Source organism: Vibrio profundum (assembly GCF_050337555.1).
In the GTDB taxonomy this organism is placed as follows: domain Bacteria; phylum Pseudomonadota; class Gammaproteobacteria; order Enterobacterales; family Vibrionaceae; genus Vibrio; species Vibrio profundum.
This window is the reverse complement of the sequence record NZ_JAKJTA010000008.1, coordinates 87361-111831: the sequence shown is the minus strand read 5'-3', so window position 1 is coordinate 111831 and position 24471 is coordinate 87361. Positions and strand designations below refer to the sequence as shown.

18 protein-coding genes are annotated in these 24471 nt (G+C 45.3%); 13 read left to right on the top strand and 5 right to left on the bottom strand.

The window, feature by feature from the left end:
- Nucleotides 1-411 precede the first annotated feature (411 nt).
- The 3 genes from carA to L4C34_RS09225 all read left to right on the top strand — a co-directional run bounded on the left by carA (nucleotide 412) and on the right by L4C34_RS09225 (nucleotide 5773).
- Nucleotides 412-1551 (top strand): glutamine-hydrolyzing carbamoyl-phosphate synthase small subunit, encoded by a 1140-nt coding sequence (carA, locus tag L4C34_RS09235; protein WP_428789059.1) that lies wholly within the window; start codon nucleotides 412-414, stop codon nucleotides 1549-1551.
- A gap of 18 nt (nucleotides 1552-1569) precedes the next feature.
- Nucleotides 1570-4797 (top strand): carbamoyl-phosphate synthase large subunit, encoded by a 3228-nt coding sequence (carB, locus tag L4C34_RS09230; RefSeq protein WP_428789058.1) that lies wholly within the window; start codon nucleotides 1570-1572, stop codon nucleotides 4795-4797.
- A 196-nt stretch (nucleotides 4798-4993) separates the two neighbouring features.
- Nucleotides 4994-5773 carry a TSUP family transporter gene (locus L4C34_RS09225; protein ID WP_428789057.1) on the top strand — a complete coding sequence of 260 codons (780 nt, stop codon included), beginning with the start codon at nucleotides 4994-4996 and terminating at the stop codon, nucleotides 5771-5773.
- Here the strand turns inward: L4C34_RS09225 and L4C34_RS09220 are convergent.
- Nucleotides 5691-6569: a LysR family transcriptional regulator gene (locus L4C34_RS09220; RefSeq protein ID WP_428789056.1), complete on the bottom strand. Its 879-nt coding sequence runs from the start codon at nucleotides 6567-6569 to the stop codon at nucleotides 5691-5693. The two genes, L4C34_RS09225 and L4C34_RS09220, sit on opposite strands and share 83 nt — an antisense overlap.
- A 58-nt stretch (nucleotides 6570-6627) precedes the next feature.
- Entirely contained in the window at nucleotides 6628-7197 is a 570-nt protein-coding gene (locus tag L4C34_RS09215; RefSeq protein ID WP_428789055.1) for a flavodoxin family protein, read from the bottom strand.
- A 783-nt stretch (nucleotides 7198-7980) separates the two neighbouring features.
- Here L4C34_RS09215 and ung point away from each other — a divergent pair.
- Nucleotides 7981-8700 (top strand): uracil-DNA glycosylase, encoded by a 720-nt coding sequence (gene ung, locus L4C34_RS09210; protein ID WP_428789054.1) that lies wholly within the window; start codon nucleotides 7981-7983, stop codon nucleotides 8698-8700.
- 115 nt (nucleotides 8701-8815) lie between these two features.
- On the opposite strand, the gene L4C34_RS09205 is transcribed toward ung, so the two are convergent.
- Nucleotides 8816-8995 (bottom strand): DUF3545 family protein, encoded by a 180-nt coding sequence (locus tag L4C34_RS09205; protein WP_428789053.1) that lies wholly within the window; start codon nucleotides 8993-8995, stop codon nucleotides 8816-8818.
- A gap of 651 nt (nucleotides 8996-9646) precedes the next feature.
- On the opposite strand from L4C34_RS09205, the gene L4C34_RS09200 reads away from it, so the two are divergent.
- From L4C34_RS09200 to L4C34_RS09170, 7 genes are all read left to right on the top strand, one after another.
- Nucleotides 9647-11077 carry an alanine/glycine:cation symporter family protein gene (locus L4C34_RS09200; protein WP_428789052.1) on the top strand — a complete coding sequence of 477 codons (1431 nt, stop codon included), beginning with the start codon at nucleotides 9647-9649 and terminating at the stop codon, nucleotides 11075-11077.
- A 147-nt stretch (nucleotides 11078-11224) separates the two neighbouring features.
- Entirely contained in the window at nucleotides 11225-11998 is a 774-nt protein-coding gene (gene yaaA / locus L4C34_RS09195) for a peroxide stress protein YaaA (protein ID WP_428789051.1), read from the top strand.
- Nucleotides 11999-12131: 133 nt separating this feature from the next.
- Entirely contained in the window at nucleotides 12132-12929 is a 798-nt protein-coding gene (locus tag L4C34_RS09190; protein ID WP_428789050.1) for a TatD family hydrolase, read from the top strand.
- Nucleotides 12930-13134: 205 nt separating this feature from the next.
- Complete coding sequence (locus tag L4C34_RS09185) at nucleotides 13135-14397, top strand: NupC/NupG family nucleoside CNT transporter (protein ID WP_428789049.1); 1263 nt, start codon at nucleotides 13135-13137, stop codon at nucleotides 14395-14397.
- Between the two features lie 570 nt (nucleotides 14398-14967).
- The gene (gene deoC / locus L4C34_RS09180; protein WP_428789048.1) at nucleotides 14968-15744 is read left to right on the top strand and encodes a deoxyribose-phosphate aldolase; all 777 of its coding nucleotides are present in this window, start codon (nucleotides 14968-14970) and stop codon (nucleotides 15742-15744) included.
- Nucleotides 15745-15832: 88 nt separating this feature from the next.
- The gene (deoA, locus tag L4C34_RS09175) at nucleotides 15833-17161 is read left to right on the top strand and encodes a thymidine phosphorylase (RefSeq protein ID WP_428789047.1); all 1329 of its coding nucleotides are present in this window, start codon (nucleotides 15833-15835) and stop codon (nucleotides 17159-17161) included.
- A gap of 21 nt (nucleotides 17162-17182) precedes the next feature.
- Complete coding sequence (locus tag L4C34_RS09170; RefSeq protein WP_428789046.1) at nucleotides 17183-18403, top strand: phosphopentomutase; 1221 nt, start codon at nucleotides 17183-17185, stop codon at nucleotides 18401-18403.
- Between the two features lie 132 nt (nucleotides 18404-18535).
- Here L4C34_RS09170 and L4C34_RS09165 read toward each other — a convergent pair whose 3' ends face one another.
- Nucleotides 18536-19156, bottom strand: a complete 621-nt coding sequence (locus L4C34_RS09165) for a YtjB family periplasmic protein (RefSeq protein ID WP_428789045.1) — start codon at nucleotides 19154-19156, stop codon at nucleotides 18536-18538.
- Nucleotides 19157-19259: 103 nt separating this feature from the next.
- On the opposite strand from L4C34_RS09165, the gene serB reads away from it, so the two are divergent.
- Nucleotides 19260-20270, top strand: coding sequence for a phosphoserine phosphatase (gene serB / locus L4C34_RS09160; protein ID WP_428789044.1), 1011 nt, complete (start codon nucleotides 19260-19262; stop codon nucleotides 20268-20270).
- A gap of 133 nt (nucleotides 20271-20403) precedes the next feature.
- Here the strand turns inward: serB and L4C34_RS09155 are convergent, their stop codons facing one another.
- Nucleotides 20404-22755 (bottom strand): PilZ domain-containing protein, encoded by a 2352-nt coding sequence (locus L4C34_RS09155; protein WP_428789043.1) that lies wholly within the window; start codon nucleotides 22753-22755, stop codon nucleotides 20404-20406.
- 154 nt (nucleotides 22756-22909) lie between these two features.
- Here L4C34_RS09155 and radA point away from each other — a divergent pair, with 154 nt between their 5' ends.
- Nucleotides 22910-24289: a DNA repair protein RadA gene (radA, locus tag L4C34_RS09150; protein WP_428789042.1), complete on the top strand. Its 1380-nt coding sequence runs from the start codon at nucleotides 22910-22912 to the stop codon at nucleotides 24287-24289.
- The last annotated feature ends 182 nt before the right edge of the window (nucleotides 24290-24471 follow it).

Below are 24471 nucleotides of genomic sequence, written 5' to 3'. Positions count from 1 at the left end.
CTGATTGTTTTTAAGTATTTTAAATTTATTTATTGTAAATGAGTTTGTTTTGTTTTGATATCTAGATTAGAAGCATTATAAATCATGTTTTGTTAGTGATGTTATCGTTTGCTTATTGTTTTCATTGAGTCAGCATGGCAAGTGCTCATGTTTTAATTGTTTTTGTTGGGTTTTTAGCCAATGTTGAGTTAAAAACCCGATAAAACGTATTATTTTGGCTGCTTGGCTGAGTTAAGGCGGTTAGTTTGATAAATTTACAAATTAAATGTGCTTTTTTATTGACACTTTTCCAGCATAAATTTAGAATGCCGCCAATTTGTCTGAGATCCTCTATAGTTGCACATAGAGATGTTCACGAGACAGGTTTGCATCTTAAATTATTACCTTTGTACTTATATTCTGGAGGTTATCTTGAGTAAACCAGCACTGTTAGTCCTCGAAGATGGGACGATGTTCCACGGTATATCCATTGGAGCAGATGGTTGTTCCGTTGGCGAAGTTGTTTTCAATACCTCCATGACGGGGTATCAAGAAATACTCACTGACCCCTCCTATTCTCAACAAATCGTTACTTTAACTTACCCTCATATAGGCAATACCGGAACCAATTCCGAAGACGAAGAATCCTCTTCTGTTCACGCTCAAGGCCTAGTGATTCGCGATCTCCCCCTCATCGCTTCTAATTTCCGTAACGAACAATCTCTTTCTGATTACCTCAAGTCTCAAAACATCGTTGCCATTGCTGATATCGATACTCGTAAACTCACTCGTTTGCTGCGCGAAAAAGGTGCTCAAAATGGTTGTATCGTTGCGGGTAATCAAATCGATGAAGCGGCTGCGCTAGCTAAAGCGAAAGAGTTTCCAGGCTTGAAAGGCATGGACTTAGCAAAAGTCGTGACCACCAAAGAAGCGTACCAATGGAACCAAGGTTCTTGGACGCTGGAAGATGGCTTACCAGCGGCGAAAGATGATAGCGAATGTCCATACCACGTGGTGGCGTATGACTTCGGCGCTAAGCGCAATATTTTACGTATGTTGGTTGACCGAGGTTGTCGCCTAACTGTGGTTCCTGCTGAAACATCGGCAGAGGAAGTGCTCGCACTGAATCCAGACGGCGTTTTCTTGTCTAATGGACCAGGCGACCCAGAGCCATGTACCTATGCGATTGAAGCGACGAAGGTCTTTTTGGAGAAAAGCGTTCCAGTATTTGGTATCTGCTTAGGTCACCAAATCTTAGCGTTAGCATCTGGCGCGCAAACCGTGAAAATGAAATTTGGCCACCATGGTGCAAACCACCCGGTGAAAGATCTTGACCGCGGTGTCGTGATGATTACTTCGCAAAACCACGGTTTTGCTGCAGACGAAACTACTTTGCCAGAAAACTTGCGCGCGACACACAAGTCATTATTTGATGGTTCATTACAAGGTATCCATCGTACTGACAAACCAGCATTTAGCTTCCAAGGTCACCCTGAAGCGAGCCCAGGCCCTCACGATGCTGCGCCACTTTTTGACCATTTCATTGAACTAATTAAACAGCACCGCGCTTAATTTTCGGAGTAGTAGACAATGCCAAAACGTACTGACATTAAAAGTATTCTTATTCTAGGCGCTGGTCCGATTGTGATCGGTCAGGCTTGTGAGTTCGACTACTCTGGCGCTCAAGCGTGTAAAGCGCTGCGCGAAGAAGGTTACCGAGTTATTTTGGTTAACTCGAACCCAGCGACTATCATGACAGACCCAGAAATGGCCGATGCGACTTACATCGAACCAATTCATTGGGAAGTTGTACGTAAGATTATTGAGAAAGAGCGCCCGGATGCAGTATTGCCAACCATGGGTGGTCAAACCGCTCTGAACTGTGCACTTGATCTTGAAAAGCACGGCGTACTAGCAGAATTCGACGTAGAAATGATCGGTGCAACGGCTGACGCGATTGATAAAGCGGAAGACCGCTCTCGCTTCGATAAAGCAATGAAATCGATTGGCCTTGAGTGTCCAAACGCTGACACTGCCAAAACCATGGAAGAAGCGTACAAAGTTTTAGACATGGTTGGCTTCCCTTGTATTATTCGTCCGTCGTTCACGATGGGCGGTACGGGCGGTGGTATCGCGTACAACAAAGAAGAATTTGAAGAAATTTGTCGTCGTGGCCTAGATCTCTCTCCAACGAATGAATTGCTTATCGATGAATCTTTGATTGGTTGGAAAGAATACGAGATGGAAGTGGTTCGCGATAAAGCGGACAACTGCATCATCGTTTGTGCTATCGAAAACTTTGACCCTATGGGCATCCATACGGGGGATTCGATCACGGTCGCCCCTGCGCAAACGCTAACCGATAAAGAATACCAGTTAATGCGTAATGCTTCTTTGGCAGTGTTGCGTGAAATTGGTGTGGAAACTGGCGGCTCTAACGTTCAGTTTGGTATCAACCCGAAAGATGGTCGCATGGTCATCATTGAGATGAACCCACGTGTGTCTCGCTCTTCGGCATTGGCATCAAAAGCCACAGGCTTCCCAATAGCGAAAATTGCCGCAAAATTGGCCGTAGGTTTCACGCTTGACGAGTTGATGAATGACATCACTGGCGGCGCGACGCCAGCGTCATTTGAACCAACCATCGACTACGTAGTTACAAAAATTCCTCGTTTTAACTTTGAAAAATTCGCTGGTGCGAATGACCGTTTGACCACTCAAATGAAGTCAGTCGGCGAAGTGATGGCGATTGGTCGTAACCAACAAGAATCTTTGCAAAAAGCCCTTCGTGGCTTAGAAGTGGGTGCAAACGGTTTAGATGAAATGGTGGACATTGATGCACCAGACGCGCTAACCAAAATCCGTCATGAGCTAAAAGAAGCAGGCGCCGAGCGTATATGGTACATCGCCGATGCATTCCGTGCTGGTCTCTCTGTTGATGGCGTCTTTAACCTAACGCAAATTGACCGTTGGTTCTTGGTACAAATTGAAGAATTGGTGCAGTTAGAGCAGCAAGTGAAAGCTGGCGGTTTTGCAGGTTTATCTCAAGACGTTCTGCGCAAGATGAAGCGTAAAGGTTTCTCGGATGCGCGCTTGTCTTCATTGCTCGGTGTGTCAGAAAATGAAATCCGCCGTTTGCGCGATCAGTACGACATTCACCCAGTATACAAACGCGTTGATACCTGTGCGGCAGAGTTCTCTTCAGACACGGCTTACATGTACTCATCTTACGATGAAGAGTGTGAAGCTCAGCCAACTGACAAAGACAAGATCATGGTATTGGGCGGTGGTCCAAACCGTATCGGCCAAGGTATTGAGTTCGATTACTGCTGTGTTCATGCGTCATTAGCTTTGCGTGAAGACGGTTACGAAACCATTATGGTTAACTGCAACCCAGAGACGGTATCTACCGACTACGACACGTCTGACCGCTTATACTTCGAACCCGTCACTCTTGAAGATGTACTCGCGATTGTTCGCGTTGAAAAACCAAAAGGTGTGATTGTTCAATACGGTGGTCAAACGCCTCTAAAACTAGCGCGTGCGTTAGAAGCGGCAGGCGTCCCGATTATTGGTACTAGTCCCGATGCGATTGACCGTGCAGAAGACCGTGAGCGTTTCCAAGCCGCCGTTGACCGATTAGGCCTGTTGCAACCTGAAAATGCGACAGTGACGGCAATGGAACAAGCGGTCGAGAAATCGAAAGAAATCGGCTTCCCACTGGTGGTTCGCCCATCTTATGTTCTTGGTGGTCGTGCGATGGAAATCGTATACGATGAGCAAGATTTACGTCGCTACTTTAACGAAGCGGTGAGCGTATCGAACGAATCTCCAGTCCTTCTCGACCGATTCCTTGATGATGCTGTAGAAGTCGACGTTGATGCAATTTGTGACGGTGAGCGAGTTGTTATTGGCGGTATCATGGAGCACATTGAACAAGCGGGTGTCCACTCTGGAGATTCAGCCTGTTCACTGCCAGCTTACACTTTAAGCCAAGAAATCCAAGATGTGATGCGTGAGCAAGTTGAAAAGCTCGCATTTGAGTTGGGTGTTCGTGGTCTGATGAATACTCAGTTTGCTGTGAAGAACAACGAAGTTTACTTGATTGAAGTTAACCCTCGTGCAGCACGTACCGTACCGTTTGTGTCAAAAGCAACGGGTGCACCATTGGCGAAAATTGCAGCTCGAGTCATGGCTGGACAATCTCTTGAGTCTCAAGGCTTCACTAAAGAGATCATCCCACCTTACTACTCGGTCAAAGAAGTGGTGTTGCCGTTCAATAAATTCCCAGGTGTGGATCCACTGTTAGGCCCAGAAATGCGCTCGACGGGTGAGGTTATGGGAATTGGCGCGACATTCGCCGAGGCATTTGCAAAAGCCGAACTTGGCTGTGGTAAGGAATACCCAGAAGGTGGACGTGCATTGCTCTCTGTTCGTGAAGGCGATAAAGAGCGTGTTGTAGACCTTGCGTCTAAACTGACTAAACTTGGTTACCAACTCGACGCGACTCACGGTACCGCTGTGATACTTGGCGAAGCGGGCATCAACCCTCGTTTGGTGAACAAAGTCCACGAAGGCCGTCCTCATATTCTCGACCGTATCAAGAACAATGAGTACACCTACATTGTCAACACGGCAGAAGGTCGCCAAGCAATTGAAGACTCTAAAGTGTTACGTCGTGGTGCATTGGCTGAAAAGGTGAACTACACCACTACCTTGAATGCGGCATTTGCAACATGTATGGCGCATACGGCAGATGACCGTAATACAGTGATTACTGTTCAAGAGCTACATGCCAAATTGAAAAAAGGCTTGTAACGACCGACATCACTATCGCTAAAAAAGCCCGCATTATGATGCGGGCTTTTTTATTTGTTTTGAACCTCGCGTTGTTACGGACATCAGAAATGATGAAAATTAGGAATGTATCGTAATCTTGGCTTTCCTTTTTCTGTTGTCAGAAGAAGTGGTAACGTGTGGCCAATTTTATTCACTTGGATATGTGTATCAATTTATGGAAATCACCCTTCAGCTCCTGACTATTTTATTTTTTGTTGCCGCCGCGGCTGGCTTTATTGACGCAATGGCTGGTGGCGGCGGCATGCTGACTGTGCCCGCATTATTGGCCGCAGGGGTACCTCCCACCCAAGCTTTGGCGACCAATAAATTACAGAGTTCGTTTGGCAGTTTTTCTGCTAGTTTGTACTTTGTTCGCAATCGAATCGTCGATGTGAAAGAAATCCGTTGGCATATTCTGTTTACCTTTATTGGTGCGGCTTTAGGTGCTGAGCTAGTTCAATATGTGGGGGCAAGTTTACTCACCAGTTTGATTCCGGTATTTCTGATAGCAATTTCGATGTATTTTCTATTGGCGCCTAAGACCAAGGAAGTGTCGGGTGATCCACGTATCTCTGAGTTAACGTTTGCGCTTTGTGTGGGAGGCGGGGTCGGATTTTATGATGGATTTTTTGGGCCGGGCACTGGCTCAATTTTCACCGTATGCTTTGTCGCTCTGGGTCACAAGTCTATTGTGGATGCGACGGCAAGAACCAAGGTGCTTAACTTCACCTCGAATTTCGCCGCTTTACTCTTTTTCATTTTTGCTGGTTTACCGATATGGGAACTAGGACTGACCATGGCGGTGGGTAACTTTATTGGTGCTCGACTAGGGGCAAAAATGGTGGTCACCAAAGGTAGCGCATGGATTCGCCCTATGGTGATAACGATGTCGATGCTGATGGCCTTGAAATTACTGTGGGAACAGCATCAACAATGGTTTTTATCAATCCTTTAATTCGCGCTGACTGGTAAGTTGTGTGCCTGACACACACATAAATTGGCCGGGTGAGCGCGGTGATTTGTGTGAATTCCCAGCATTTATCTGAGGGAATATTAAGGGCATTCACTATGGATAGTGGGACTAGGGCAGGGGCGACGCCACCTAACGCCAATTGCGCCGCTGCCGTGTATGAGTCCATTTCCATAACTGGGTGGATCTGTAGGCTGGCCAATATACCCCTTTGGTAGGCATTGGCTGGGTTGGTGAGATCGTTGGTGATAAGTTGGGTCGGCAATGTATCAAGAGGTGATTGACTCACCACGAAATAGGGTTCATCCCCTAAATGGAAAGTGATAAGGCCATGGTTTGAAGGGAAGTTGCCTGCACAAAACCCTAGTGTTGCCAATCCAGATTGCACATTCTCGATGATTCTAGGTGTGTGATTGGTGGTGATCGAAAGGTGCTTCTCTGCGGCGCAATACTCTCCCATTACCTGATATAAATATCCAGCGACTAACGTTTCAGAACAATCTAAACGGATAGCACTGCAATCTTCCATTGTTTGTTGATCGTAGATCTGCCCTCTTAGTTCATTGAACGCAGGACCAATACTCTTAATGAGAGCTAGAGCATCTGGCGTCAACTTGATACGCCGCCCGCTCGGCTCCACTAATTTTTTACCCAAGGTTTTTTCCAAGTTAGCTATACGCTTACTCACTGCGGATTGGCTAATGTATAGCTGACTGCCGGTGCGGCTCATGGTTTTTTCTTTGCTCAACACTAGCAGTGTTTCAATGCCTTCTAGTAACATAGAACTTGTGAAAATTAGGAATCATTGCCCTAACTGTAGCGAGGTTCTTGCGTATACCCTAGTGGTTTGTGCATAGCGGGATTAACGCTGCGATCCGTTGGCCAAAATAAAAACCTGTTTTTAGGTCATTGTCGTGCACTATGCCATTGCTAGGATCGACACTTGCGACTAACCCAATGCTGGAACCGGTTCGATTGAGTTTCAGGTCATCAATATGTTTTGTTGAATTCAGTCCAACCCACAGCATGCCGTGCTGCATTGCTAGAGTGAAAAATGACAATAAGGTTTGCTGTTGCTCTCCGTTAAGGCTACCGCCAGTCGTGAACCCCGCAGCTATTTTATTATTCCAGGCCTGTTTAACGTACTCGTCGCTGCTAGCATCCATAAATGACTTAAATTGCCCAGCAGCGGCCCCCATATAAGTTGGGCTGCCGAAAATAATGCCATCACATTGGCCGAGTTTTTCAAGTAGAGCTTGGTTTGTGTAACGTCCTTCGGTGATATCTGCCCCAGACACTTCGAATAGCTTATACTGATGGCCTTCGCTAATGATGCCTTCGCCAATTTGCTCAGCAAGCAGGCGAGTGGCACCTCCGGCGGAAAAAAACACTATCCCGATCGCTTTCATCTTAGATCCTTTGTTTACTTATTATTGATTAGGTTGTTCTCTTACGGTATGGATTCACTCTCGTTTAATTAAGGGCTTAATTAGTAAAGAGAGGAATTTGCAAAGTAAGGTTATCAGATTGATAAGTAAACTGAAAATCTCGCATGCTACTGTAAGCAATCAGATTAAATGAGATCTGATTCTCAGATTGAATGTCATGATGATAGTGGCAAGTGTTGTCCATCTCTGACTTGTGATTTCTCTACAACTTCCAACTTGTTGCTAGATAGCAGGAAAAACTTGATATGAGTGTTGCACCATATGTGCTCTCTGCATCTTTTTGATTCAAAAAGTAATTGATCCTAATCGTTGTGATTTATTCAGTCGTATTGAATGAATGGTGTTTGCAGTAAAAGTTATCTAGTTCATAACTTGTTGATTTTTAATTTATTTTCGTGCTTTCTTGATTGGGTAATCTAAGCTGATATGAAAAATACTTTGTGACTCAAGGCCTTGAAGAGTGTGCCTGAACAGTTGGCATCTTTTTTTCATAGTCCTAATTGAATGAGGTGGACTTCTAAGTCCACCAAGACGAATTCATTATTAGGAGTCAGAATATGTCGTATATCGAACTTTCCATGCATTTTAACTACAGTGCAAATCGCGTTCGTTTCCCAGTGCCAAATAGGCATATCAGTGGTCAAGGACATCACAGAATCCCGCAGAAAAATAGTTAGGTGAAATGAAAATGGCCCTGTAAACTCGCCCAAAATGATCAATTGGCATGAGTGAAACGGGCCACCTATGACAAAGAATTTGACTTGGCACGATGTGATTGGCCAAGAAAAACAGCACGATTACTTCCTGCAAACACAGCGTTTTGTCGCGGAAGAAAGAGGTGCTGGCAAGGTTATTTTCCCTAAACAAGAAGACGTGTTTAACGCTTTTCAAACCACCCAGTTTGATGACGTTAAAGTGGTTATCTTAGGTCAAGATCCCTACCATGGGCCGAATCAAGCACATGGGTTGTGCTTTTCTGTGTTGCCTGGAGTGAAAACGCCGCCGTCTTTAGTCAATATATACAAAGAGCTCAGCCAGGATATTGAGGGCTTTAAGATACCAGCGCACGGATATTTACAACACTGGGCACAGCAAGGTGTTTTGTTACTCAATACGGTATTAACCGTCGAACAAGGCCGAGCGCATTCTCATGCTAAGACAACAGGATGGGAAACGTTTACTGACTCTATTATCGAAGCGCTCAATCAGCACCTAACCGGTGTTGTGTTTTTGCTTTGGGGTGCTCATGCACAGAAAAAGGGTCGGCACATAGATAGAGACAAGCATCATGTGCTGCAATGTCCTCATCCATCGCCTTTATCTGCACGTCGAGGGTTCTTTGGTTGCCAGCATTTTTCGAAAACTAATCAGTTGCTGGAAAAGCAAGGTAAACCAACCGTCGATTGGCATTTGCCCCTTGAAGTTGCACACACTGAAAACCAGGCGACATTTTTATCAGTGTGAGGCGAACTAGGCTATCAGCGTGAATCGAATTAGTGGGTGGTCGACTCGTTTGAATTGAAAAGGCCTAGTGTGAGACTAGGCCTTGATAGTAATTAATGAACAAAGGCTATCGGCATTACAAATCGATATCATCAACATCTAAGCCGATGTCCATATCCATTAACTCGCGCTGAAGTTTTTGCTTATCCTTAATTGCTTCAATTTCGCGCCACTTGCGTTTTACCGGTTTAGAGCGAGTTGATCGCGCTCTAGGTAAATCCATATCGAACATATCGTCAAATTGTAAGCCATCCATAAGCTACCTCTCTTTTCGATTTTGCTCCTCAGTGGAGTCTTTTTAATATCACACTTGCTCACATCGTAACCTTGATGGCTGTCGCATTTCCTGAGTGATAATCTTAGTTTTGTGATGCTAATTGCATGCCATACGTAATGATTTGTATGCTTTCCACTCTTATTTGGCTAAGCAAACGATTAAATTAGCAGGGGACTTGTTAAAAATTAATCGAACTAATACTTATTATCACTTATCTGATGTGGTGTTCGCAATGAATGTGGCAGGCTGGTGTGGATGTCATGAGTGTTTAATTTCAATGATTTTTGTTAGTAATATCAAAGTGAAAAGCGTTGATTGTCTCTATGTTTTAGGTCTCTTTTATTGTGTAATGACATGTGTTGAAAATGATTTTCGGCTTGGAATGTAAATGGAATGTTGCTGACTTTGGTGTAAATCGCAATAACTACTTATGCTTGATATGCAATGTGACGTTTATTGATTTTTATTGGACCAAGCTGCATGATCGCGGCCCATTATAGAACACGCTGTACTGCGATTACGCAGAATTCATTGAGTGGCTACGCTAGCAAGGATGTTAGGGCTTTGATGAAATTGGCCGCCAGTATTTCTGGTATTGTCCGAGCAGCACCATAACCTTGAGAGGCTTTTGTGACTGAATTAATTAACCTGATGAATAATCTCCTTTGGGGATCAATATTGATCTACTTACTAGGAGGCATCGGTGTCTACTTTACTTTGCGCTTAGGCTTTATCCAGTTCCGTCACTTCGGTCATATGTTCAGTGTATTAAAAAATAGCCGTAACTCAGATAAAGCTGGCATTTCATCTTTCCAAGCCTTGTGCACGAGCTTAGCGGCAAGGGTAGGGACTGGTAATATGGCTGGTGTTGCCATTGCGATTACTGCAGGCGGCCCTGGTGCTATTTTCTGGATGTGGTTGATTGCTATGCTAGGCATGGCAACAGCATTTGCTGAAAGTACTCTAGCGCAGCTTTACAAAACGAAAGATGCCGATGGCAACTATCGTGGTGGCCCAGCTTACTACATGGAAAAAGGCTTGGGCATGCGTTGGATGGGGGTGTTGTTCTCTCTATTTCTGATGCTGGCATTTGGCCTAGTATTTAACGCAGTACAAGCGAACTCTATTGCTGGTGCGGCTCAGCGTGCATTTGGTTTCGAACCGCTACACGTTGGTATCGCCGTCGTCATACTTTCTGCTGTTATTATTTTTGGTGGCGTGCGCAAAATCGCCCGTACTGCCGAATTAATTGTTCCCTTGATGGCGCTAGCGTACTTGGCTTTGGCACTGTTTATTGTTGTGAGCAATGCATCGAAATTGCCTGACGTATTTTCTCTTATCATAAAAAGCGCATTCGGCCTAAAAGAAGCAGCGGCTGGCGGCGTAGGTTATGCAGTAGCACAAGCTATTATGAATGGTGTCAAACGTGGCCTATTCTCTAACGAAGCCGGTATGGGGTCAGCGCCGAATGCTGCCGCGGCAGCGACGCCATATCCGCCGCACCCAGCATCTCAAGGTTACGTACAAATGCTAGGTGTGTTTGTCGATACTTTGGTTATCTGTACTTGTACTGCGGCCATCATTTTGATGTCAGGTGAATATACACATCAAGGCAATATTTCAGGTATCGAGCTGACGCAAAACGCGTTGAGCGCACAAGTTGGTAGCTGGGGTAGTATTTTCATCGCGGTAGCTATTTTCTTCTTTGCTTTTACTTCTATTATTGCTAACTATTCTTACGCTGAAACTAACTTAATCTTCCTACGAATCAAGAACAAAAAAGGCATCTTTGTCTTCCGTTTGGTCGTGATGGGAATGGTGATGTTTGGCTCTCTTGCGACCGTACCAATGGTATGGAATTTGGCCGATGTATCAATGGGCTTGATGGCGATTGTCAATCTAGTAGCGATTCTACTGCTGTCTGGTGTTGTGGTAAAATTGGCGAAAGACTACAACAAGCAATTAAAAGCTGGCGATTTGCCGACTTTCGACTCGAACGATTATCCAGAACTCAAGTCTCAACTTGAAGATGGGATTTGGGATAATAACGCGAAAAAGTAAGTGGTATTCTGCCGATAGAATCATGTCGGTGAACTGATGCCTCTTAACTAAAGCGTAAATTACGCCGAGTAAACTTAAGCCATGCAGACATTGCATGGCTTTTTTTATATTCTAGGGGTCGTTGAACTTTTCTACAGGAAGCTAACTATGCTTATTGTTGTTTCTCCAGCGAAAACGTTGGATTATGAGTCTCCTCTTGCGACAGAACGCTTCACTCAGCCTGAGCTTACACAAGAAACTAAATTGCTGATTGACGAGTGCCGAAAGTTGACTCCAGCGGATATCGCTAAGTTGATGAAAGTCAGCGATAAGATTGCCAGTTTAAATGTTGCGCGATTCGCTCAGTGGTCGGAGACCTATACTCCAGAGAATGCGCGCCAAGCGATCTTGGCTTTTAAAGGCGATGTATACACGGGCTTAGACGCTGAGAGCTTGTCTGAATCTCAATTTGACTACGCTCAGCAGCACCTACGTATGTTATCGGGCTTATACGGTTTATTGAAGCCACTTGATTTGATGCAACCTTATCGCTTGGAAATGGGCACTCGCTTGGCTAATGAACGTGGCAGTAACCTGTATCAATTTTGGGGTAATTTGTTGACTGACAAGCTGAACCAAGCTCTAGCAGAGCAAGGTGATGAGATTTTAGTTAACCTTGCGTCGAATGAATACTTTAAAGCAGTCAAGCCAAAGCTTATTCAAGGGACAGTGATAACCCCCGTGTTCAAAGACTGCAAAAATGGCCAGTATAAAGTCATTAGCTTCTACGCTAAAAAAGCGCGCGGCATGATGGCTAGGTACATTATTGAAAACCAAGTTGAAACTATTGATGAGTTGACGAAGTTTTCGACAGCGGGTTATTACTTCGATTCAGCGAGCTCAACAGACAAGGAGCTTGTCTTTAAACGAGACGAGCAGTAGCACCGAACCATCTACTTAGTTAGGGGCCTTTTGGCTCCTAACGTTTGATGTCCCTACCAGCGGTACGTGACGGCCACGCCTTAATGCTAGGTGGACATGTCAAATGTTAGGGAAAGTATAAGGGAGCCAATAGATGCCATCCTTGCCGACTGTTATGCCATATCTATTTGATACCCATTGCCATCTAGATTTCCCTCAATTTTCTGATGATATCGACTCCCATCTGACTCAAGCCAGCGAGGTGGGTGTTGAGCGTATATTGGTGCCTGCCACCGGGCCCGATAATTGGTCGCGTGTGTCTGAATTGTCACAGCGTTATTCTCAGGTTTACTACTCTCTAGGCTTTCACCCTTATTTTCTTTCTCGTTATGACTTTGGCTCGTTCGTCGAACTCGAAGCTAAACTCGCATCGGCCAATACGTGCTGTGTTGCGGTTGGAGAGTGTGGGTTAGATGGTAAAGTTGATGTCGACGCCGGCATACAAGAACAATTCTTGCTCGCGCAATTTACCTTAGCTCAACAAGGTAAATGGCCCCTCATTCTGCATGCCTCCAATGCACACAATCGATTAATTCAGTTGCTGAAAAGGCATAAAGTATCAGTAGGTGGTGTGTTGCATGGTTTCTCTGGCAGCTATCAACAAGCCATGGCTTACGTGGATCTCGGTTTCAAAATTGGCGTTGGTGGCACCATTACTTACCCAAGAGCGAATAAAACTCGGCGTACTATCACTCAACTGGCGACGGAACACCTAGTGCTAGAAACCGACTCGCCCGATATGCCGCTGTTTGGCTATCAGGGGCGCAATAACCACCCGAAAATGTTACCAAATATCCTACGTGAACTATCCTTGTTGAAAAATGAAAGTGAAAGCTCACTTGTTGCTACTCTGTGTAAAACAAGTAATCAAGCATTTGGATTAGATATCTAATGGCTCATTATTTCTTGATTCTATAATTAATAGTCGCAAAATTTGTGATGCATGTCTGGTTTTATTGTGATCTCACCCTAAAACTTGTTAACAAGTGTGATCTTGGTATTACTGGACCTTATATGTTGTATGTATAATCGCCAGCTGTTTTTATAACCATTCACTTTTGTCATCAACTTAATTGATTATAAGGAAAGCATAAACTATGGGTCTGTTTATGAGTCTAGTCGGTATGGCCGTTTTACTGGGAATAGCCGTGCTATTTTCCGACAATCGTAAAGCAATTAAATTTAGAACGGTTGGGTTTGCATTTGCGATTCAATTTGTGATCGGTGGTTTTGTGCTCTACGTTCCTTGGGGACGTGATCTGCTAGCCGGTTTTTCCGCTGGTGTGCAAAACGTTATCGATTATGGCAAGCACGGAATCGATTTCTTATTTGGTAGCTTGGTTAATTTTTCCGTGGATGGTCTCGGTTTTATTTTTGCGTTCCAGGTTTTGCCAACTGTCGTGTTCTTTTCTTCGCTAATCTCAGTGCTCTATTACCTAGGTGTGATGCAATGGGTCATCAAGGTATTAGGGGGAGGGCTGCAAAAAGCGTTAGGCACTTCTCGAGCTGAGTCAATGTCAGCAGCGGCGAATATTTTTGTCGGTCAAACTGAGGCACCGCTTGTTGTTCGCCCATTTGTGCCACGTATGACTCAGTCTGAGCTGTTTGCTGTTATGTGTGGTGGTCTAGCGTCTGTCGCAGGTGGGGTGTTAGCCGGTTACGCAGCAATGGGGGTCCCGCTTGAATATTTGGTGGCGGCATCGTTTATGGCGGCTCCTGGTGGTTTGTTATTTGCCAAAATATTGAAGCCTGAGACTGAAACTCCAGATGATAATATCGAGGAAGACATTGATGGTGGTGCGGACAAGCCGGTTAACGTTATTGATGCGGCAGCTGGTGGCGCGTCGATGGGGATGCAATTGGCACTTAATATCGGTGCCATGCTGTTGGCGTTTATTGGTCTTATCGCTCTTATGAATGGCCTTATTGGTGCCGTTGGTGGATGGTTTGGTCACCCAGGTATTACGCTTGAAATCATTTTGGGTTGGTTTTTCTCACCACTTGCATATGTGATTGGCGTACCATGGAATGAAGCCACTGTTGCAGGTTCGTTCATCGGCCAAAAATTGGTCGTGAATGAGTTTGTGGCGTATTTGAATTTCGTGCCTTACGTTGGTGAGCATGGACAGATACTTGCTGAAACAGGGCAAGTGATGACACAAAAAACCCAAGCGATCATTTCGTTTGCTTTGTGTGGTTTCGCTAACCTTTCCTCCATTGCTATCTTGCTGGGTGGTTTAGGGGGCATTGCGCCAAATCGTCGTCATGATATTGCGCGTTACGGTATGAAGGCCGTTGTTGCTGGCACATTATCGAACTTGATGGCAGCAACGATCGCAGGTTTCTTCTTGTCCTTATAGCGGTGTGTTTAGCCGATTTCGGGGGGAGTGTTTTCTCAGGAAATCTGGCCTCATTTTGTTCACGCCTCTCGCTATGCGAGGGGCGTTTTACTTTTCTGATTGGCCTTGTGTTCAACTTTCCTCACTGCCATTGCACGCGTTTCTATTCCAGAAAACTCAACCTAAAAGGTGCACTAGCACCAGAAATATTCTGCATCTTTTTTGAGATGCAAATCGTTTGCTTTTTATCGATCTCTATCACTCTTTAATGAAATGATGATATTGTCAGGTAAAAATATTGGTGATTAAAATCAACTATTGCAATAAAATTGCTTGGCAATGATAAAATTATCAATGTTGCGCGATCCAAGTTGGATCGCACGGCTTGAGGTGCCGACAGGCATATCGGCCGTATTGTGCGCATAAAATGGCCAAGTAAGAATGGCCATTTGCGGTTACAGGGAATGTGATGACTACTTATCGTAGTGATTCTTCAAGGAACCAAGTCCGTTCATAATTGATGACAAATTTAATGCGCTCTGAAGCCTGAGTTTGTCGTAATAAACATTATTGAATTGATCGGAGAAAGAAATGAGCGATTTAAAAGCAGCAGCGTTACGTGCCTTACAACTGATGGATCTAACGACTCTAAACGAAGACGACACTGATGAGAAAGTGATCGCGCTTTGTCGCAATGCAAAAACCGCAGTCGGTACTACAGCAGCAGTATGCATCTACCCACGTTTTGTTCCGATTGCGAAGAAAACCTTACGTGAGCAAGGCACACCTGAAGTGCGCATTGCGACGGTGACCAATTTCCCACATGGTAACGATGATATCGACATTGCCGTTGCCGAAACTAAAGCGGCGGTTGCCTACGGTGCTGATGAAGTTGATGTAGTTTTCCCTTACCGCGCATTAATGGCAGGTAATGAACAAGTTGGCTTCGAGTTGGTTAAGCAATGTAAACAATCTTGTGGTGACGTACTGCTAAAAGTCATCATTGAAACAGGTGAATTGAAAGAAGAAGCGTTGATTAAAAAAGCTTCTCAAATCTGTATTGAAGCAGGCGCTGACTTTATTAAAACCTCTACAGGTAAAGTGCCAGTCAATGCAACACCAGAATTCGCACGCATGATGCTGGAAGTCATTCGTGATATGGGCGTAGCTAAGACCGTTGGTTTTAAACCCGCAGGCGGCGTTCGTACTGCTGAAGATGCTGCTCAATATCTTGCGATGGCTGACGACCTTTTGGGAGCAGAGTGGGCTGACAACATGCACTATCGCTTTGGTGCATCGAGCCTACTAACTAACCTTTTAAATACGTTAGAAGTAACAGACAAGATTGCTGATCCAGCAGCTTACTAATCTTTCTTGACCTGTCTGGCGGAGCAGTACCGACTGCTCCGTATACCTCTTACCCTATATACCAAGGCGACTTAGCCTGGGAGGACTAATGTATTTACCTCAAGAAATTATCCGGAAAAAACGCGATAACGAGGTGTTGACCTCGGAAGAAATTCAATTCTTTATTCAAGGCGTGGCGAATAACTCGGTATCCGAGGGACAAATCGCGGCGTTTGCTATGGCTACCTACTTCAACGAAATGACGATGCCCGAGCGGATCGCATTGACATGTGCAATGCGTGATTCCGGCATGGTGATTGATTGGTCTCATATGGAGTTCTCCGGACCAGTGGTGGATAAGCATTCCACTGGTGGTGTGGGTGACGTGACGTCACTGATGTTAGGCCCGATAGTGGCTGCGTGTGGTGGCTTTGTACCTATGATCTCCGGCCGAGGCCTTGGGCATACTGGTGGTACTCTCGACAAACTGGAATCAATCCCAGGCTATAATATTACCCCGAGCAATGAGATCTTTGGCGATGTTACGAAGCAAGCAGGTGTGGCGATTATTGGTCAAACTGGCGATTTGGCTCCAGCCGACAAGAGAGTTTATGCCACGCGTGATATCACCGCGACCGTTGACAATATTTCTCTGATCACGGCATCAATTTTGTCCAAGAAGCTTGCTGCAGGGCTTGATTCTTTAGTAATGGATGTGAAGGTAGGCACGGGCGCATTTATGCCGACCTACGTAGCATCGGAGCAGCTGGCGAAATCGATTGTCGCAGTGGCGAATGGAGCGGGAACGAAAACCACCGCCATCCTAACGGATATGAATCAGGTCTTAGCTTCGTCAGCGGGTAACGCGCTTGAAGTGCGTGAAGCGGTGCAATTTCTCACGGGAGAATATCGTAACCCTCGTTTGCTAGAAGTGACTCTTGCTCTGTGCGCAGAAATGTTGGTGTTGGGTAAACTGGCCGATAGCACTGAGCAGGCGAGAGATCAGTTGATGTCTGCACTCGACAGCGGCAAAGCAGCTCAATGTTTTAGTAAAATGGTCGCAGGCTTGGGCGGTCCAGCAGACTTCGTAGAAAACTACGATAATTATCTAGAGAAGGCTGAGTTTATCAAGCCAGTTTATGCCCAAGAATTGGGTGTGGTATCGGCCATGGATACTCGCGCGATTGGTATGGCTGTCGTGACAATGGGCGGGGGTCGCCGAGTTGCGACAGACAATATTGATTACGCTGTTGGCTTTGATAACTTTATACGCTTAGGTGAGGTTGCCGATGAGAGCAAGCCTTTGGCTGTTATCCATGCACGCAGTGAAGCGCAATGGGCCGAAGCGGCGCAAGCATTACAAGATGCCATCACAATTGGTGGTGACTATAAACAAACCCCAGATGTATACCGTCAAATCCGAGCGGAAGACGTATAACGAGAACCGGTGGAAAGAGCAATGAAAAGAGCGTTTATTTTAGTGTTAGATTCCTTTGGAATTGGCGAAACTGCAGATGCGGATAAATTTGGCGATGTCGGTGCCGATACTTTTGGGCACATTGCCGAGCGTTGTGAGCAAGGCTTAGCCGATAATGCGGATCGACAGGGGCCACTGCGTTTACCTAACCTTTCTAAGTTAGGTTTAGCGATGGCGCATAAAGAGTCGACAGGCCGTTTAGCCGCTGGAATGGATGGTGACAGTGAAGTGATTGGTGCCTATGGTCATGCGGCTGAATTGTCGTCTGGTAAAGATACGCCTTCAGGCCACTGGGAAATCGCAGGTGTACCTGTGCTGTTTGACTGGGGCTACTTCACGGATAGAGAAAACAGTTTTCCGAAAGAGTTAACGGATCGGATTCTTGAACGTGCAGGTTTATCTGGTTTTTTAGGTAACTGCCATGCTTCAGGAACTCAAGTGTTAGATGACTTAGGTGAAGAGCATATGAAGACGGGTCTACCTATCTTCTATACGTCGGCGGATTCGGTATTCCAAATTGCTTGCCACGAAGAAACATTTGGCTTGGATAAGCTGTTGGAATTATGTCAGATCACACGTGAAGAGTTGGCAGATTACAACATAGGCCGCGTGATTGCTCGACCATTCATTGGTGCGGGCAAAGGTGAATTTGCACGTACGGGTAACCGTCGCGATCTTTCTGTTGAGCCGCCAGCCACGACCGTCTTACAAAAGTTGGTTGAGGAAAAACAAGGTAACGTCGTCTCTATCGGAAAAATCGCCGATATTTACGCCAACTGTGGTATCACTAAGAAAGTCAAAGCAACTGGCATTCCAGCTTTGTTTGAGGCGACTTTAGAGCAAATTCAGCAAGCGGGCGACAACACCATTGTTTTCACTAACTTTGTTGATTTTGATTCAGCGTACGGTCACCGTCGTGATGTTGCAGGTTATGCGGCTGCACTGGAATACTTTGATGGACGCATCAACGAAGTGCTTGAAATTATGGAAGAAGACGATGTTCTTATTTTGACCGCTGATCACGGCTGCGATCCAACTTGGCCGGGCTCTGATCATACACGGGAACATATCCCAGTGATTGTATACGGCAAAAAAGTCCCAGCGGGTTCATTAGGTAAACGCGATAGCTTTGCGGACATCGGTCAAAGCTTAGCAAGCTACTTCTCTACATCTAAGATGGATTACGGAATTAACTTCCTATAAGTATTTATCTGAGAAAAGAAGGCCGCTCGATTGAGCGGCCTTCTTTTTATGTAGAATTGTTTTATTCCAACTTTTAATTCAAGTGCTTAATGTCCGATCTTCATTCCGTGTTTAGACTAAGCTGCGGCGTTATTAATTCTCACGATGTGAATCGACATTTCTTAGCAGAAGGTTCTCTCCCTTATAACGTCGATTGCGTAGCAGCAAGAGCATGAGTAGCGCGCCTGCGGTAAAACTCATCAGTACCATTGAATACATATATCGATCGCTTTTTCGATAAAAATGATCTGAGATAGCGGTTAACTTTCCAGTTTCAAATGTGATCCGAACAAAGCCAATAATGCTGTTATCTTGATAAATCGGGGCAACCAATTGCTGGCGGCCAATTCTTGCGGTTGCAAGCGGAGTATCCAAACCTAATATGTCTCGAACCGAGAGAGCGTGGTCGCTGGCTGCCAGTTTAACGCCTTCTGAATCATAAATGGTCGCGTCAAAAACCAGCTTATTTTCAGTGAGGTGATTTGCCAGTTGTTTTAGCCCTTCTTGATCTTGCTGCACAACCATGTCACTTGCCGATAGCGCTGCTTGTGAAATCAATACCTTAGTTAGCGTCTCTATTTGGTTTGCTTGAATCTGTTCATTGCTTTTGGTGATTTTGACACTATTGACCGCAATGATCGACACCATGATCAACAAAGAAATCATCGCGATAGCTTTAACGGTGACGCGAAAAGAAAAGAGAGACGATTTCATACTATGCCTGAGTTGCCTTTTTCATTGGTGATCCATATTGAATCTTGCGTTTTTAATTTGCAATAGGTTTACTGTAGTTAACCTTTAGTATGGATTATACCTTATGGAAAAGTTAAAAAGTTTTGAAATTCACAGGCCTAGCTCGTTGGTGTCTCGGTTTTTATTACCGAGTGTTGCTGATGTAATCTCTTCCGATATCGCAAATTGGGTGGTGTATGCAGACGCTCTGCCGACGGACCTCGTGGCGCAATTGTCGTCTCAATCCGACTCAGGGTACGCTGGTGAAGTTTGTCGAATCCTTGAGGTGTGGAAAGTAGGGCGATATGAAGTGGCGCTGTTGGCAGGAGGTATGTCAACAAAGCAACTGACGTTGCTTGAACAAACGGGCATTGACTACGCCAACCTTACAGAGGTCGCTGACCTTTCTAGTCCCGGAGTGATTGTCTTCGATATGGATTCAACTTTAATTAAGGTCGAGTGTATCGATGAAATTGCCAAATTGGCAGGTGTTGGGGAGCAAGTCGCTGAGGTTACGGAGCGAGCGATGCAAGGAGAGTTGGATTTTAGTCAAAGCCTTATTTCTAGAGTTGCCGCGTTGCAAGGAGCAGATGTTTCTATATTGGATGAAGTAAGAGAATCCCTACCTTTGATGGAAGAAGCCCAGATGTTGGTTTATGCATTGCAACATTATGGCTGGAAAGTGGCTCTGGCCTCTGGTGGTTTTAGTTATTTCTCTGAGCATCTAAAATCGCAATTGGGCTTAGATCATGCGAGTGCCAATCAATTGGACATTGAGCACGGGAAACTAACAGGCAAAGTACTTGGAGAGATTGTCTCGGCGCAAACCAAAGCGGACATTTTAAAATCTTTGGCCACTGAATTTGGCATTGAGGCCGACAATACGGTTGCGGTTGGAGATGGTGCTAACGATCTGATTATGATGGAAGCTGCTGGCTTTGGCGTCGCCTATCATGCAAAAGAAAAAGTGCAGCGCCAAGCACAATCTGCCGTTCGCCACGCGAATCTAGGTGGCGTGCTCTGCATTTTGTCGGCTGGACTGGTAAAGAGAAATAAATCGAGCTGGCAGATATTAAATTCGCCGGTAAGCTCTTAGATTAGTGGGGCAGAGGCTAACCTAGCCGCGCTGATATATCGCTTGTTCTGACATCAGCGCGAAGAGTCAATGGTGGGTGGGAGTGCGGTTCGCCTTTTGGCATGGCGAACTCTATATGATGAACGTTGCACAGCTAACTATTTTCGACGTCCACGCCTAGCCGAGCTATAACCTCTGCGGTGACATCGACAAGCTCACCATAACCAAGAATACCGGAGATTTCTTTCTCAAGGTTGCGAGCTTGGTGTTGGCTCACTTGCGATAGTTCCAGTAAATCCTCTTTCATGAGCTTGGCGTAGGGTTCAAAGATGGGAACGCCTGAAATCCGCATCGCATAGAACTCTCCCGTGACGAGAGCTTTCTGAATAAAGTGGATACGATCATGGTTGCTGTAAAATTCACTACTCAGTTCAGATTCATAAGATTGAATACGGTCGTTAAACTTAACAATCGAGATGTAAATATCATGATATTGAGGCTCTGCCCCTTCGTTATGTTTCATCGGGGTTGCTAACAAGGTGTTAGTACGCCCTTTAAAGATGGGCTCTAATGAGAAACGTTGCTCGTGGCCTAATTTGGCAAACAGTCCGAGGTAGCGATCAAGAGGATAATTCACCCCAATGGCGACTGGGCGTAAGCTGCCATTTTTTTTATCGATAAAGATAGGTGCGCTCACTAATTTATCCATGAGCACGTCATGCATACCTTCCAGTAACTCATTCGTTGGCACAATCTCTTTGAGGACCACCAATTTCTTTTGGTTGTATTCAATCAAGCGGCTTAGAAAGGATACGGTCTTCGTGGTGTGACTATTGTCTTCAATTGCCAGATGCACGCAGGTGCCTTTCTCTGAGATACGAATGACCTTATAAGGGATATTACTAAGCGCGAGCTTTTTATCGTGCTCTTGTAAGTCGATGAAAGTTACATCGCATGAGTCTTCAGCTTTTAATTCCATCGGTGCCGCAAGTTTGACGTTTAGTCCGTGCTTGGAAAAATCGGCGGTGAAGCCTCGGCCGTGATCTTGTCCATGCATCAAAGATATTTTTGTACGATATTGATAGCGGGTATCTTTACGGCGAGCTTGAGAATCAAAATACAAGCACGTGGGATTGATGGTGGTATTACGGGTCTGCCGGAAGGCATTCAAGTCTTTGCTGGTAAGACGAGGTTTGTCTATTTCTAAATATTCAGAACCTTCATTACCATTCGCGATTTCTTGCAAGATCCCATAGTGAGTCAGGTTTTCTGTGGTTAACGCCAGTTCATCGGAGTGTTGATGTAGAGCGGTACGTTCGTGTTCTGCTAACTCAAACAGAGAAAAGCGAAAGGCACGCCACGTGTCTTTTTTAGCCCCAACATGCCAAAACAGTTTGATGTGCTCAGGCGAGGCCTCTGAATCAATCATGGAAAAATAGAGCTTCTTCCCTTGGTGGGCATGTTGGAACGTGTATATGGTATGGGTTGTGGAGCGAGATTGAGAGTCCAACAGACGCCGCATGCGCTGTGGGCTGAATAACCCCGTTAGATTTTGTTGGTTGAGCTCGTCGTGCCAATATTGCCAAATGGGGTGGTTGTTGTCAGAGATCAATACCAGTTTCAGCGTGTCTTCATTGAACAGGATTGGGAGGTTACAGGTATTTTTTAAAAATGCGTGTTCATAGCATCGAGTTTTGGCTCGAATGACTTTATCTTGATTGTCCTGACGGCTTTTTTGTGAACGATCCTGCAGTGACTCTTCAATTACCTGTTGAATGGCATCGTTCTCAGAAATTTTGAGTACACGCAGGTATTTGACCGCGTCATTTTCGTAGCTATCGTCTACACCAACAATTCGATATTGGATTGGGTCTTCTAGTCCAATAATTTTGCTCTTTTTACTTAGCTCAGAAAACAGGATGTTTAGAACTTCACCTTGCTTATATTTGAAGGCTGCGGGCACTTTAAACCGCCCCCCGGAAGGAGATAAATCGACACTGACGCCATGAACCGTTTGACGAGTGGGTAGTAACATCTCCACTTGAGAGGTAAATAGCAGTCGGTTTTCACGCCGTTTTAAATCGAAACCTAAGGTGATTGGTTCAGTTTCAAAAGGACTATCAGCACTAGTGAGAGAATCTCCTCTACCTATGCCTCGTTGCTGCATTACCCGAAAATTGTTACGTGTATTACACAGTGCAGTCCAGACTCCCTCTGTGTAGCCGCCATATTTTTGCGTGCCTTTGTGATACTCATTGAATGCCACATCATCTAACCAATGCTTACGGCCATCTAATTCGTATTCTCGACATTCACCCTGTACGCGACCACGCAAATCTAGGCTCTTAGCACAGGGAGCCATGAGCTTGTTCAGTTCCATTTTTACCAGAAGCTTGACTGAAGGGTGTTCCCCCTCTGTTACCTTGGTTAAAAGGTAATCAAGATCTTCAGAGCGAAAGGCTGGTATCAGCTTTTCTGCCAACGAGAGAATTTCAGATTCCTGCATATTATTCTGCTACAGTAATGAGTTAATATTGAATCGACCTATACACCTACTTCTTTAATTATAAGTTTGGCTGAAAGTTTCTGGTTAGCAACTCAATCTTTGGTAGAAACCAGCAAAAATGATTATAGGTCACAGAGTTAGAGTTTAAGGATTCATGGCTAAAGCAAAACGTGCATACGTCTGCAACGACTGTGGCGCAGATTTTCCTCGCTGGCAAGGGCAGTGCAATGCTTGCGGCGCGTGGAATACGATCACTGAAGTTCGGCTGGCGGCTTCTCCTTCTGTCGCAAGGAACGAACGCTTAGCTGGTTATGCGGGTGCGGCGACGGAAGCAAAAGTTCAGGTATTATCTGATATTGACCTGCAAGAGGTTCCTCGCTTCAGCAGTGGTTTTAAAGAATTAGATAGAGTTCTGGGAGGCGGTATTGTTCCTGGGGCTGCGGTACTGATAGGCGGTAATCCCGGAGCGGGTAAATCCACGTTGCTCTTACAAGCGATGTGCTTGTTGTCGGGGCAAATGCCGACTTTGTATGTAACAGGCGAAGAATCATTACAGCAAGTGGCGATGCGGGCATCGAGGTTAGGCTTGCCGAAAGAGCACCTCAAGATGCTGTCAGAAACCAACGTCGATACCATCTGCCAAATTGCTGAGCAAGAACAACCCAAGATTATGGTGATTGATTCGATTCAGGTCATGCATGTTGCCGATGTACAATCTTCCCCAGGCAGCGTTTCTCAGGTAAGAGAATCAGCGACAGCTTTAACGCGCTATGCCAAACAAAATAACGTCGCGGTATTTATTGTTGGCCACGTAACTAAAGACGGCACACTGGCAGGCCCTAAAGTGTTGGAGCATATTATTGACTGCTCTGTGCTACTGGATGGTGGCAGCGATAGCCGTTTTAGAACCCTGAGAAGCCATAAAAACCGTTTTGGTGCCGTAAATGAACTGGGCGTCTTTGCCATGACAGGGCAAGGACTGCGTGAAGTGAGCAACCCTTCTGCTATTTTCTTATCTCGTGGTGAAGAAGAAACCTCGGGTAGCTCGGTAGTCGTGATTTGGGAAGGGACTCGTCCTCTGCTCGTTGAAATTCAAGCGTTAGTCGATTACTCCCAACTGGCGAACCCGAGACGAGTTGCAGTGGGCTTAGATCAAAACCGTCTTTCTTTGTTATTGGCTGTGCTGCACAAGCATGGCGGGTTACAAATGGCCGATCAAGATGTGTTTGTGAATGTGGTTGGCGGCGTTAAAGTTACGGAAACCGGTGTCGACCTTGCGTTAGTCATGGCATTGCTTTCTAGCTTCAAAGATAGGCCGCTAGCGAAAGATGTGGTTGTGTTTGGTGAAGTGGGGTTAGCGGGTGAAATACGTCCGGTGCCGAGTGGACAAGAAAGGTTGATGGAAGCCTTTAAGCATGGATTTAAAAAGGCGATTGTTCCCGCTGCGAACATGCCAAAAAATGGGATTGATGGCATGCAGATCCACGCGGTAAAAAAACTCTCAGAGGCAATACAAGCCTTTGATGAACTGTAATATTAATCAATCTCGAAACCATGAATAGTTATGGGTAGTTACCATCGCTATGCTCAAAGATAGCACGTAAGATCAGAAATAATATGGGAATGTTGAGTCAAAATGGACCATTCTGTTAGGTGTGTTATTTCTAAAGCAAGTTTTTTCTTTTTCGGCGTAGAAACAAGCTATCAGTCTTTACG